The 12,874-nt window shown below is 65.7% G+C and carries 11 protein-coding genes; 8 read left to right on the plus strand and 3 right to left on the minus strand.

Annotation, left to right across the window (positions count from 1 at the left end):
* Positions 1–118 precede the first annotated feature (118 nt).
* Both ACFYLW_RS11650 and ACFYLW_RS11655 read right to left on the minus strand, forming a co-directional pair.
* A complete protein-coding gene (locus ACFYLW_RS11650) occupies positions 119–1,834 on the minus strand; it encodes a recombinase family protein (protein ID WP_390183044.1) in 1,716 nt (571 codons plus the stop codon).
* Positions 1,785–2,207: a DUF2924 domain-containing protein gene (locus ACFYLW_RS11655; RefSeq protein WP_390183045.1), complete on the minus strand. Its 423-nt coding sequence runs from the start codon at positions 2,205–2,207 to the stop codon at positions 1,785–1,787. Before ACFYLW_RS11655 ends, ACFYLW_RS11650 begins: the two co-directional genes overlap by 50 nt.
* A 369-nt stretch (positions 2,208–2,576) precedes the next feature.
* Here ACFYLW_RS11655 and ACFYLW_RS11660 point away from each other — a divergent pair, with 369 nt between their 5' ends.
* Complete coding sequence (locus tag ACFYLW_RS11660; protein WP_390183046.1) at positions 2,577–2,879, plus strand: DUF6680 family protein; 303 nt, start codon at positions 2,577–2,579, stop codon at positions 2,877–2,879.
* 432 nt (positions 2,880–3,311) lie between these two features.
* On the opposite strand, the gene ACFYLW_RS11665 is transcribed toward ACFYLW_RS11660, so the two are convergent.
* Entirely contained in the window at positions 3,312–3,443 is a 132-nt protein-coding gene (locus ACFYLW_RS11665) for a hypothetical protein (RefSeq protein WP_292082107.1), read from the minus strand.
* 230 nt (positions 3,444–3,673) lie between these two features.
* Between ACFYLW_RS11665 and ACFYLW_RS11670 the strand changes: the two genes are divergently transcribed.
* The 7 genes from ACFYLW_RS11670 to ACFYLW_RS11700 all read left to right on the plus strand — a co-directional run bounded on the left by ACFYLW_RS11670 (position 3,674) and on the right by ACFYLW_RS11700 (position 12,865).
* Positions 3,674–5,119 carry an aldehyde dehydrogenase family protein gene (locus tag ACFYLW_RS11670; RefSeq protein ID WP_390183048.1) on the plus strand — a complete coding sequence of 482 codons (1,446 nt, stop codon included), beginning with the start codon at positions 3,674–3,676 and terminating at the stop codon, positions 5,117–5,119.
* A 17-nt stretch (positions 5,120–5,136) separates the two neighbouring features.
* Complete coding sequence (locus ACFYLW_RS11675; protein WP_390183049.1) at positions 5,137–5,901, plus strand: glucose 1-dehydrogenase; 765 nt, start codon at positions 5,137–5,139, stop codon at positions 5,899–5,901.
* Positions 5,885–7,006 (plus strand): 3-isopropylmalate dehydrogenase, encoded by a 1,122-nt coding sequence (gene leuB / locus ACFYLW_RS11680; RefSeq protein WP_390183050.1) that lies wholly within the window; start codon positions 5,885–5,887, stop codon positions 7,004–7,006. Before ACFYLW_RS11675 ends, leuB begins: the two co-directional genes overlap by 17 nt.
* 10 nt (positions 7,007–7,016) lie before the next feature.
* Positions 7,017–8,303: an acetylornithine deacetylase/succinyl-diaminopimelate desuccinylase family protein gene (locus ACFYLW_RS11685; protein ID WP_390183051.1), complete on the plus strand. Its 1,287-nt coding sequence runs from the start codon at positions 7,017–7,019 to the stop codon at positions 8,301–8,303.
* A 5-nt stretch (positions 8,304–8,308) separates the two neighbouring features.
* Positions 8,309–8,878 (plus strand): cupin domain-containing protein, encoded by a 570-nt coding sequence (locus ACFYLW_RS11690; protein WP_390183052.1) that lies wholly within the window; start codon positions 8,309–8,311, stop codon positions 8,876–8,878.
* A gap of 291 nt (positions 8,879–9,169) precedes the next feature.
* Positions 9,170–11,365 (plus strand): TonB-dependent receptor, encoded by a 2,196-nt coding sequence (locus tag ACFYLW_RS11695; RefSeq protein WP_390183053.1) that lies wholly within the window; start codon positions 9,170–9,172, stop codon positions 11,363–11,365.
* 180 nt (positions 11,366–11,545) lie between these two features.
* Positions 11,546–12,865: an aspartate aminotransferase family protein gene (locus ACFYLW_RS11700; protein WP_390183054.1), complete on the plus strand. Its 1,320-nt coding sequence runs from the start codon at positions 11,546–11,548 to the stop codon at positions 12,863–12,865.
* Positions 12,866–12,874 lie beyond the last annotated feature (9 nt).

A 12,874-nucleotide genomic window follows, 5' to 3' on the forward strand; every position in this document is an offset into this window, starting at 1 on the left:
GCGCGGTACATCTGGAGACAAGTTCGCATTGGACTGGCAGCACCCCACCCAGTCAGACGGCAAGTCTCCAAGTAATCACCGCATTGTTGGAGACAAATTTGCCATCATGTCGGTGCCCTCACCAGCCCTCTCCCTTCGCATAATTCGTCCCCAATAGTTGGCGCTGAACATCCCAGCTCAACGGAATCGCCGTCTGTTTTTCGAGCGCGGCTATAGCCGAGGTCGAGAGTCGCCCATTCAGAATTGCGGATTGAATGTCAGGAGCCAGAAAAGCCCAGGCGAAGCGGCCGTAATTGGCCGACGGCATCATCGTGGTTCGCACGACGTGGTGGTGGGCGGCGAACGCGGGACGCGCCGAGCCTAATGCGACATGAGCGAGCCTCAATCGCTTACGCGCGCGCAATTTCATTATCTTGGCATCGGGATCGATCTCCCGCTGCTCGTTCCCAATCCAGGTACGGCCGCCCGAGAACTTCATGCGGACGGGTATGGCGATCCGGACATGACCTGGCCTTGCCCCTTCGGCGAGCACTCGATCACCGGAAGCCAGCCGCGCCTCCACCGCTGCCACCGTGTCTAGATCGCAGCGATGATCACGCAGGGCTCGAAGAGCGAGCACGACATGCGTGCAGTCGCTCCTGATCTCGATGCGAGCCACCATCTGCCGCAGCTCCTCAATGGTAATGGCTCGCTCATCTCTGTCGATCAGCTGACCAAGACGGCGGCGAATGATGCCCTCAAGCACGTCGCAGGGAACACGACGAATTAGGTCTGTGCGATCTGGACCGACCATGCCCAGCACTGGACCGGGTCCAAGATAGTAGCTGTATCGCCGCCCCTTTTGCCGGACGAACGTCGGCCGCATCAATTGTCCGAGCTCGTCGAAAACCCGCCCCCTAAGAGGCGCGCGCTCAAGGCTGGGCGCGCGAGCCTTCCACGTTGCGCTCCTCTGGCGAAGGAGCGCCTGGACCGCGTCAAATGTCTGCTGATCCACGATCGCCTCATGCCGGCCCTGGTAGGTCGCGCCCTTGTGGCAGATCAGCCCCAGGTAGATCGGGTTCTGGAGCAGATGGCGCAGCGCTCCGCGGCTGAACGGCATGCTGGGATAGGTAAAGCCGCGTCGAGACTGGCCAGCCTTCGACCGAATGCCCTCCTCCGCCAGTTGCTGCTGAAGGTCATAGAACGAGCGGCATGCAATCAACCGGTTGAAGATTATACGAACGGTTGCCGCTTCTTCCTCGTTCACACGAAGACGGCGATCGCCCGATCCGTCTGGCGCATCGTAGCCAAGTGGAACGACGCCGCCCATCCACATGCCCTTCGCCTTCGATGCGGCGATCTTGTCGCGTATCCGCTCGCCGGTGACGTCACGCTCGAACTGCGCGAAGGACAGCAGCACATTGAGCGTCAGCCGGCCCATCGAACTGTTGGTGTTAAACGCTTGGGTGACGCTGACGAACGTGACGCCCCGCCTATCGAGCGCCTCCAGTATTCTCGCGAAGTCGGCCAATGACCGTGTCAGGCGGTCGACCTTGTAGACGACCACGGCATCGATCGATCCAGCGTCGATGTCGGCGAGCAATCGTTTGAGACTGGGTCGTCCCATCGACGCGCCTGTAAAGCCGCCGTCATCATATCGCCGACGATCGATCGTCCAGCCCTCGCCGCCCTGCGATTTAATGTAGGCTTCGCAGTACTCACGCTGCGCATGGAGCGAGTTGAACGACTGGCTCAGCCCCTCTTCTGAACTCTTTCGGGTGTAAATTGCGCACCGCACCCTCGCCTCATGATCCATGACCAGCCCCCGGCCGTAGACCGAAGAAACGCGGACCATTCCAACGCACGCCGGTGATCTCCCGAGCGATTGCGGACAGGCTCCGGTAGTCGCGGTCGCGATAGCGGAACACCCTCCCCTCCGCGATCACTTCATGAACCACGCCCCGGTACTCTCGGGCGACACGACTGCCGGGTTGAAGCGGCTGGAGGGTCGGCGTCGCGGTCGATTTGAGACGTCGGCGATCATCAGCCGTGAGGTCACCGTGCCTAGCGACTTGAATCCGCCAGGCTACAATATGCCGGATTAGGCGCTTCGAGCACATGTCAGGGGGCGGCCCCCAACGCCGTCGCCATTCATCCCTGAGCGATGCCAACGACATCGTTTCCAAGCTCGCCAGGAACGCCTCGTCGTCATCATCAGCAGCCGTCATCGCATCCTCCTGAAAGGGCGAAGGCGGCGACTAAAATATCACATAAGTCCAGCCATAAAAGTCTGTTTTTGCAGTTACTTACGGGCCATTTTCTGGAGACTACTTAACATCTGACTGGGTCCACCGCCACCGGCCTTCAATAAAATCAACAACTTAAATCAAACCCCCTAGGGGGTGTCCACTGGCACACCGCGCCATTCGATTTTCTGCTGGCGGACTCGAACTTGCGGCAGACGAATGGCCGTCGCTTGGTGGACGTTGGCGGCAACTCATTTGTCCCGCGCTGAAAACAGTCGCTGAAGCTGGTTGGCCGTTCTGGACTCTGCCGCGCCCACCGTCGAACATCACCGTTCAACGGGGAGAGGTGACATGACGCCACAAGAAATAGCTTTAGTGGCAGCGGGCTGCTCCGCAATAGCGGCGATATGCAGCGCGGCGGCAGCTTGGCGGGTGCCTCATGCTGTCGCCGAGCAGAATGAGAAAATCCGCAAAGGCAACGAGGCCAGAACTCGAAAGCTCCATATTCTCGAGACCCTCGTTCAACATCGGGCGATGATTGCCGAACCCGCTTCGGTAGCAGCCCTGAACTCAATCGTGATTGTGTTTTCGGGTAGCCCGCGCGTGAAGGATGCGTTCTCCCGCTTTATGACCGCCACCACGCCAAGCCGATGAACACGGGAGCCATCGTCGAGCGGTACATCGCAATCATAAACGCTATCGTCAGTGATCTGGGAATGGATGGTCAGATAGCCGGTTCTGACGTTGATCAGATCTATTTTCCTGACGCTCTCAGCATGGCCAAAGCGGTAGAAAGCGCTGAACTTGCCGCACGCTTCACTTCAGTCGCCACAGCTAATAACGATCCCAGAGCCCTGCAAACGCAGGTCCCGTAAATCGAACAGGGACTTCGCCCTGCTAGGTAGCCTGGTAATCGTGCCATTGCGGTTTCCACGGATTGGTGGGGAAAGGTGACCAAAAATGGTCACCCCTTTCCGTCGAAGAAAGCCCGCCACCACTGGCGTTTGATTTCGCCCTCTCCGCCACCGGCCTTTGATCAAAACAGTCGCCCTTCGGGGCAGCGCCCCTGCGATCGCCATGCCCCTGTCAGCCGACGATGGCCGCATAGAGGCTGACGCCGAACGCCACGAGCACCGCCAGGGCGGACAGCACGGCGCCGATAGCGCCTATGACCAGGATGACGATGAGCAGGACTTCCTGCAGCGACGAAGGCTTCATCAAGAAAGCCTAGCTTTGCCGTCGCGCAGCGTCGAGCCCCTCAACCGGAGCCCTCGTCGATCCGCTCGATGATGATCACCGGCGCGCATTTCGATCAGAATTCCGATCACGTCGAACGTAAAATCAGGCACTTGCAACCAGACCAAAAAGGGCTTGTTGCATAATCCATAATCAGGCCCACTGGCTTTCGAACGTTCGCGGCGGCGAGCGATGAGGATGAGCAGAGCTTGATGGTCGCGCCCTTTCCTACCGATCAGGTCTTCATCGGCGGCCAGTGGCGCGCGCCGGTCGGCGGCGGCGTTCTGCCGATCGAAAATCCCTCGAACGGCGAAACCCTGGGGTCGCTCGCTGCAGGCCGGTCAGAGGACGTGGACGCCGCCGTCCAGGCCGCCCGCGCCGCCTTCGACGGCGACTGGGGCCGCATGACGGCGGTTGAACGCGGCCGTATCCTGGCCCGCATGGGCCGCGAGGTCGAAGCCCGCATCGACCTGCTGGCGGAACTGGAAGCCCTCGACGTCGGCAAGCCGTTGAAGCAGGCCCGTAACGACGTCGTCGCCCTGGCCCGCTATCTCGAATTCTACGCAGGTGCAGCCGACAAGCTGCACGGCGAGACCATTCCCTTCCAGGACGGCTACACCGTCTACACCCTGCGCGAGCCGCACGGCGTGACGGGCCACATCATCCCCTGGAACTATCCGATGCAGATCATCGGCCGCTCGGTCGTGGCGGCCCTGTGCGTCGGCAACGCCGTGGTGCTGAAGCCCGCCGAGCAGGCCTCGCTGACCGCCCTGGCCTTTGCCCATGTCGCCTTCGACTGCGGCCTGCCCGCAGGCGCGCTGAACGTCGTGACCGGCACGGGCGCGGAAGCCGGCGCGGCGCTGGCGGCACATCCGGGCATCAACCATCTGTCCTTTACCGGTTCGACCGGCGTGGGCGTGGCCATCCAGCAGGCGGCGGCGGTCAACGCCGTGCCGGTGACGCTGGAACTGGGCGGCAAGTCGCCCCAGCTGGTCTTCGACGACGCCGATCTGGACAAGGCCCTGCCCTTCCTCGTCAACGCGGGCGTCCAGAACGCGGGCCAGACCTGCTCGGCCGGATCGCGCGTCCTGGTCCAGCGCGGCGTCTATGACGAGGTGGTGCGCCGCATGGCCGAGCGCTTCAGCGCCCTTAGCGTCGGCCCGGCCATGGACGACCGCGACGTCGGCCCCCTGGTGTCCAGGAAACAGCAGGCCATGGTCGAGGGCTTCATCGACAAGGGCCGCGCCGACGGCCTGATCGTCGCCCAGGCGCCCCTGGCCGACCTGCCGTCCGGCGGCGCCTATGTCGCCCCGACCCTGTTCGCCGGTGTCGCGCCCGACCATCCGCTGGCGCAGCAAGAAATCTTCGGCCCCGCCGTGGTCGTCATTCCCTTTGACACTGAGGAGGATGCCGTCGCCATCGCCAACGGCACCGATTACGGCCTGGTCGCAGGCGTCTGGACCGCCGACGGCGGACGGCAGATGCGGCTGGCCAAGCGGCTGCGGGCCGGACAGGTCTTCATCAACAACTACGGCGCGGCGGGCGGGGTCGAACTGCCCTTCGGCGGCGTCGGCAGGTCGGGTCACGGTCGCGAAAAGGGGTTCGAGGCGCTCTACGCCTTCACCACGCTCAAGACCGTCGCGGCCCATCACGGATAGCGCAAGGGAGTAGCGTCTTGGGGGAGAACAGATCGAAGCGGCTGGAGGGCAAGCGAGCGATCGTCACGGGCGGAGCCTCCGGCTTCGGCGCCGGCATCGCGCGCCGCTTCGCCGAGGAAGGCGCCCGCGTCATCGTCGCCGACCTGAACGGCGACGCCGCCCGCGCCCTGGCGGCGGAACTGGGCGACGCCGATCTGGGCGTCAAGGTCGACGTGTCCAGCGCCGCCGACGTCGCCGCGCTCGCCGAGACCGCCGACCGGCTGCTGGGCGGGGTCGACATCGTGGTCAACAACGCCGGCGTCGGCCACACGCCGCAGCCGCTGGACGAACTGTCGGACGAGGCCTTCGACCGCATCGCCGCCGTCAACATGCGCGCCATCTATCTGATGTCGAAGGCCTTCGTCCCGGCGATGAAGGCGCAGGGCGCTGGCGCCATCCTCAACATCGCCTCGACCGGCGGGGTCAGCCCCCGCCCGAACCTGACCTGGTACAACGCCTCCAAGGGCTGGGTCATCACGGCGACGCGGGCCATGGCGGTCGAACTGGCGCCCTTCCAGGTGCGGGTGAACGCGCTCAACCCGGTGGCGGGCGACACCCCCCTGCTCAAGACCTTCATGGGCGCCGACACCCCCGAGGTGCGGGCCAAGTTCCTGGCCTCCATCCCCATCGGCCGCTTCTCGACGCCGGAAGACATGGGCGCCGCGGCCGCCTTCCTGTGCTCGGACGACGCCTCGATGATCACCGGCGTGGCCATGGAGGTCGACGGTGGCCGTTGCATCTGACCGCCCGTTCAAGCTTCTGGTCCTGCCCGGCGACGGCATCGGACCTGAGATCATTCGCGAGACCCTGCGCGTCGCCGACTGGTTCGGCCGCAACGCCGGGCTGCGAATTGAACTGAGCGAGGCCCTCGCAGGCGGCGCCAGCATCGACGCCGTGGGCGCGCCCATCGCCGAGGACGTGGTCGATCAGGCCCTGGCCTCCGACGCCGTCCTGTTCGGCGCCGTCGGCGGGCCGAAGTGGGACCACCTGCCCCGCGCCCAGCGGCCCGAGATGGGCATCCTGCGCCTGCGTCAGGCGCTGGACCTCTACGCCAACCTGCGCCCCGCCGTCTGTTTCGACGAACTGCTGGACGCCTCGGCGCTAAAGCCCGAGCTGATCCGGGGCCTCGACATCCTGATCGTGCGTGAGGCCACGGCGGGGGTCTATTTCAGCCTGCCGCGCGCCAACGAGGTGGACGCGAACGGCCAGCGCCGCGCCTATGACACCCAGGCCTATACCGAAGCCGAGATCGCCCGCGTCTGCCGCACGGCCTTCGAGTTGGCCCGCACGCGCAAACGCCGCCTCTGCTCGGTCGACAAGGCCAATGTCATGGAGACCGGCGCTCTGTGGCGGACCGTGGCCACCGAGGTCGCCGCCGACTATCCCGACGTGGAGCTGTCGCACATGTACGCCGACAACTGCGCCATGCAGCTGGTCCGGCGACCGGACCAGTTCGACGTCATCGTCACCGACAACCTGTTCGGCGACATCCTGTCCGATGCCGCGGCGGCCCTGACCGGATCGCTGGGCCTGCTGCCCTCGGCCTCCCTGTCCGGCCTTGGACAAGGGGGGCGCAGCCGGGGCCTGTATGAGCCGATCCACGGCTCGGCGCCCGACATCGCCGGACAAGGCGTCGCCAATCCCATCGCCGCCATCCTGTCCTTCGCCCTGTGCCTGCGCTGGTCCTTCGACCGCGCCGACCTGGCCGATGCGCTGGAGCGCGCCGTGCGGCAGGTCGTGTCCAGCGGCGTCCGCACCCCCGACATCGCCGAAGCCGGCGTCGCCCCCGTCTCCACCCTTCAGATGACCGACGCGGTTCTGGCCGCGCTGGACGCGCAGTTCGCGTGAGGATCGACCGATGAGCGCCCCCACCTTGCAGACCGTCATGGACCTGATCGACGGCCGCACCGACGAACTGGTCGCCCTGACCCAGGACCTGATCCGCTTCCCCACCATCAACCCGCCGGGCGAGGCCTATCGCCCCTGCGCCGAATACATCGGCGAGCGGCTGAAGAAGCGCGGCTTCACCGTCGAATATGTGCGCGGCGAAGGCGCGCCGGGCGACAGCGACCAGTATCCGCGCACCAACGTCATCGCCCGCTGGACCGGATCCGAGCCGGGCCCCTGCGTCCACTTCAACAGCCACATCGACGTGGTCGAGGTCGGCGCCGGCTGGACCGTCGATCCCTTCGGCGGCGAGGTGAAGGACGGCAAGGTGTATGGTCGGGGCGCCTGCGACATGAAGGGGGGCCTGGCCGCCTCCATCATCGCGGTGGAGGCCCTGATCGATTCGGGCCTGCCCCTGCCCGGCGCGCTGGAAATCTCCGGCACGGTGGACGAGGAGTCCGGCGGCTACGGCGGCGTGGCCTATCTGGCCGAGCGCGGCTGGTTCTCCGAGCCGCGCGTCAACCACGTCATCATCCCCGAGCCGCTGAACGTGGACCGGGTCTGCATCGGCCACCGTGGCGTCTGGTGGGCCGAGATCGAGACCAAGGGCCGCATCGCCCATGGCTCCATGCCCTTCCTCGGCGACTCGGCCATCCGCCACATGGGCGCGGTGATGGAAGAGTTTGAATCCAAGCTCTACCCGGCCATGGCCGCCCGCCATTCCGACATGCCGGTCGTGCCCGAGGGCGCGCGCCAGTCGACCATGAACATCAACTCCATCCACGGCGGTCAGGCCGAGGGCTTCGACGGCCTGCCCGCGCCCTGCGTGGCGGATTCCAGCCGCATGATCATCGACCGCCGCTTCCTGATCGAAGAGACGCTGGAGGATGTGAAGGGCGAGGTGAAGGCCATCCTCGACGGGCTGGCGGCCCAGCGCCACGGCTTCCGCTACGAGATGCGCGACCTGTTCCAGGTGGCCCCCAGCATGGCCGACCGCGACGGCCCGGTGGCCAGCACCACCGCCGCCGCCATCGAGACGGTGCTGGGACGCAAGGCCCAGTTCGTCTGCTCGCCCGGCACCTATGACCAGAAGCACGTCGACCGCATCGGCAAGTTGAAGGACTGCATCGCCTACGGACCCGGCGTGCTCGACCTGGCGCACCAGCCTGACGAATGGGTCGGGATCGACGACATGACCAACTCGGCCAAGGTCATGGCCCGCGCGGCCTACGACCTGCTGACCCGCAAGCGAGGATGAGCGACATGGCGCGTGGAGACGGCGACGAAGGCGACAACATCATCGGCCCGCGCCTGCGGGCCCTTCGGGACCGGCTGGGTCTGTCGCAGCGCGCCCTGGCGCGCAAGGCGGGCGTGCCCTCCAGCACCGTCAGCCTGGTCGAAAGCGGCCGCACCAGCCCCTCGGTCGGCTCGCTGAAACGTCTGCTGGACGCCGCCGGCGTGTCGCTCGGCGAGTTCTTCAGCTCCGAGTTCGAGACCCCGACCAAGCACTTCTATCGCCACGACGAGCTGACCGACATCTCGCGCGGCGAGGTCTCCTATCGCCAGCTCGGCTCGGGTCAGGACAGCAGTCTGCAGATCTTGCACGAGACCTATCAGCCCGGATCGGACAGTGGCCGCGTCATGCTCTCCCACGAAGGCGAAGAGGGCGGGCTGATCATTTCCGGCCGCCTGGAAGTCACCGTGGACGGCCAGTCGCGCGTGCTGAAAGCCGGCGACGGCTACCTCTTCCCCAGCACCCTGCCCCACCGCTTCCGCAACGTCGGCGACGTCCCCTGCGTCGTCATCAGCGCCTGCACCCCGCCGACCTTCTGACCCTGCGTTGCACTTGCTCAGAATACTGAGCGAGAAAAAAAAAATTACCCATCTTCTCAGCCCATTGGCCTCCCGAAGAAACAGGCTTGTCGATCTTCCCGTTTCGCCAGCTACTTCGTGCGTGACAGTGGAGTGACACCGGGAGGCGGCCAAGGGACAGGCAGGGCTTGCTGCATTGCACAACGCCCCGAGGCCGAGGATAGATTACGGGTGGCGGAACCGTCGTTCCGCCTCGGCCGCAACGAGACCGCTGAAGAAAGGTCCGCGCGGCGTCATGGGAGGGATGAGACGATGAATCGTCTGTTGGTCAGCGTATCCGTCGGGGCGCTCGCAGCCCTGTGTTCCACCACCGCCATGGCCCAGCAGGCGCCGCCTGACCGGGCCACCACGATCGACGAAGTCATCGTCACCGCCCAGCGCCGCGAGCAGGCTGCCCAGGACGTCGGCATCGCGCTGAGCGTCCTCAGCGGCGAGAGCCTGGTCCAGCAGGGCATCACCAACGTCAACCAGCTTCAGAACGCCACGCCCAACCTCGAGGTCGAACCGGCCTTCGGCGGCGGCGCGGCCCAGTTCCGGATGCGCGGCGTCGGCTTCCAGGACTACGCCTCCAACAACTCGCCCACCGTCGGCGTCTATGTGAACGAGGTCGCCTATCCGGTCCCGGTCATGACCCAGGGCCTGATCTTCGACGTCGACCGGGTCGAGGTCCTGCGCGGGCCGCAAGGCACCCTCTACGGCCGCAACACCACCGGCGGCGCCATCAGCTTCGTCACCAAGCGCCCGACCGAGGAACTGTCGGCCGGCCTGATGACCGAATGGGGCAGCCACGACCTGTTCCGCGCCGAGGGCCATGTCTCCGGCCCGCTGGCGGGCGGCCTGCGTGGCCGTCTGGCGGTCTCGACCGAGCAGGGCGGCGCCTGGCAGCGCAACCGCACGACGGGCGAAAGCTTGGGCGACGCCGACCGCACCGGCGCTCGCGCCCTGCTGGCCTGGGATCCGAGCGAGAGCCTGTCCCTGCTGCTCGACGTTCATGGCGGGATCGACAAGTCCGAGAACCTGGGCCTCTACCTGCTCAGCGATCTGCGCACGCGCGGCGGGACCGGCCCGACCATTCTCGCGGACAAGGATCACTCCAAGACCGGATGGGGCCTGTCGCCGCGCTTCGCCGCCTCGATCGGCCGCGACGTCACGGACAAGCCGGGTCGCGACAACTCGTCCTGGGGCACGTCGCTGAACGCCAACCTGGCGCTCAAGGGCATGAACCTGACCAGCATCACCAGCTACGAGACCCTGGACCGCAGCGAATACGGCGACTGGGATTCCAGCGCCTCGGTCGAGGCCGACACCTTCTTCGGCAGCGACGTGGACGTGCTCTCGCAGGAACTGCGCCTGGCCTCTGACAACGACAGCGCCCTGACCTGGGTGGCCGGCTTCTACTATTCCAAGCAGGACCTGAACGAGCGCTACTTCTCGGACTTCATCGACATCTACGGCACCTACGCCCAGGTCACCTATGACCAGTCGGTCGAATCCTGGAGCCTGTTCGGTCAGGCTGAATACGCCTTCGCCGAGCGCTGGAAGGCCATCGTCGGCCTGCGCTACGAGGAAGAGACGCGCGAGCTTCAAGGCTTCGGCTCGGCCTTCGGCGGCGCCACCGCCCTGCCCCCGACCACGGTCGACACCAAGATGACGCCCCTGACCGGCAAGGCGGCGCTGGAGTTCAAGCCGACTGACAACGTCCTGATCTACGGCTCGGCCAGCCGGGGCGCCAAGTCGGGCGGCTTCACCACCTACAACACCGGCAATCGCAGCGGCATCGAGCCCTTCAACCCGGAAATCCTCTGGGCTTACGAAGTCGGCTTCAAAGCCGATCCCTCGCGCGCCGTTCAGATCAACGGCGCAGCCTACTACTACGACTACACCGACCAGCAGGTTCTGTCGGCGGTCTGGGGCGCCAACGGGCCCGTCGGCCGCTTCACCAACGTGCCTTCGTCCCACATCTGGGGGGCTGAACTGGAGGCGGTGCTCAAGCCTATCCAGGGCCTGCGGATCAGCCAGTCGCTCAGCTACAAGAAGGGCGAGTACGACGAATACGCAGCCCTCGACGTCCCCGCGTCGCGTGCCGCCAACATGGCCGTCTTTGAAGACAAGGCGGGCGACCCGATCCTCTTCCCCGCGTGGAGCTACGCCGGTTCGATCAGCTACGACTGGACCGTCAGCGGCTTCGCCGTCACGGCCGAAACCAACTACAGCTACCGTGACGAATACCCCTCGTGGCTGGGCGTCAAATACGACGTGCCGGACTACTGGCTGGCCAACGCCAGCGTGACCGTGGGGCCGGAAACCGCGAACTGGTCCGTCACCTTCTGGGCGCGCAACCTGTTCGATCAGGAATACGACCTGACGCGCAACTTCTTCACCAGCGCCGACATCGCCCAGCCGGGTCGGCCGCGCACGATCGGCGCACGCCTCAGCTTGCAGTATTGAGGATCGCCGCCGGGCTGGAAGGTGTCCGTACGCCTTCCAGCCCGCCCCTGATCGGGGCGCCCACTTTCCTGATCGCGCGACGCTCAAATCATAACAAATCAAAGACTTACGGCGCGCGAATAACAGGCTTCCCTTCCCCCGACATTCATCGACTACTGGGCGTTCTGAAAGGATGTCTGCATGACCGCACGGGCCGCCAACGACCTTGATCCCTTCTGGATGCCGTTCACCGCGAACCGCAGCTTCAAGGCGCATCCGCGGCTGTTGGCCTCGGCCAGGGACATGCACTACTTCACCCCGGACGGTCGCCCGATCCTCGACGGCACGGCGGGCCTGTGGTGCGTCAACGCCGGCCACGCCCGCAAGCCGATCGTCGAGGCGATCCAGCATCAGGCCGAGGTTCTCGACTACGCCCCGACTTTCCAGTTGGGGCACCCCCTGGTTTTCGAACTGGCCGCCCGCCTGGGGATGCTCTTCCCCGCCGACATCAACCACGTCTTCTTCGCCGGCTCGGGTTCGGAAGGCGTCGACAGCGCCCTGAAGATCGCCCTCGCCTGCCAGCGTGCGCGCGGCTTCGAGAACCGCACCCGCCTGATCGGACGACAGAAGGGCTACCACGGCGTCGGCTTCGGCGGCATTTCCGTCGGCGGACTGGAGAACAACAAGCGCGGCTTCCTGACCCTGCCGGGCGTCGACCACCTGTCGCACACGCTGAACCTGGAAGAAGCCGCCTTCTCGCGCGGCCAGCCGACCTGGGGCGCGCACCTGGCCGATGAACTGGATGTCCTGATCGCCGAGCACGGCGCCGAGACCATCGCCGCTGTCATCGTCGAGCCCATGTCCGGCTCGGCGGGCGTCATCGTCCCGCCTGTCGGCTATCTGGAGCGACTGCGCGAGATCACCGCCCGCCACGGCATCCTGCTGATCTTCGACGAGGTCATCACCGGCTTCGGCCGCGTCGGCGGGGCCACGGCGTCCGAGACCCTCGGCGTCATTCCCGACCTGCTGGTCTGCGCCAAGGGGCTGACCAACGGCGCCGTGCCGATGGGCGCGGTCGGCGTACGCAGCGAGGTCTATGACGCCGTGGTCAATCAGGCCGCCGCGCCGGGCATCGAGTTCTTCCACGGCTACACCTATTCGGGCCACCCGCTGGCCGCCGCCGCAGGGCTCGCCACGCTGGACGTCTATGAGAACGAAGGCCTGTTCCCGCGCGCGACCGAAATGGCGCCCTACTGGGAAGAGGCCGTGCACAGTCTGAGGGGGCTGCCGCACGTCATCGACATCCGCAATCTGGGCATGGTCGCCGCCATCGAACTGGCGCCGCGCCCCGACGCGCCCGGCGCCCGGGCCATGGAAGTGTTCCACACAGCCTTCGACGAAGGAATTCTGATCCGCGTGACCGGAGATGTCATCGCCCTGTCGCCTCCGCTGATTATCAGCCGCGCGCAGATCGATGAGCTTATCGATCACCTGTCACAGATCATTCGTCGTACGCCATAAATCCATCAC

The organism is Brevundimonas sp. NPDC007368, from assembly GCF_042869015.1.
Lineage (GTDB): Bacteria > Pseudomonadota > Alphaproteobacteria > Caulobacterales > Caulobacteraceae > Brevundimonas.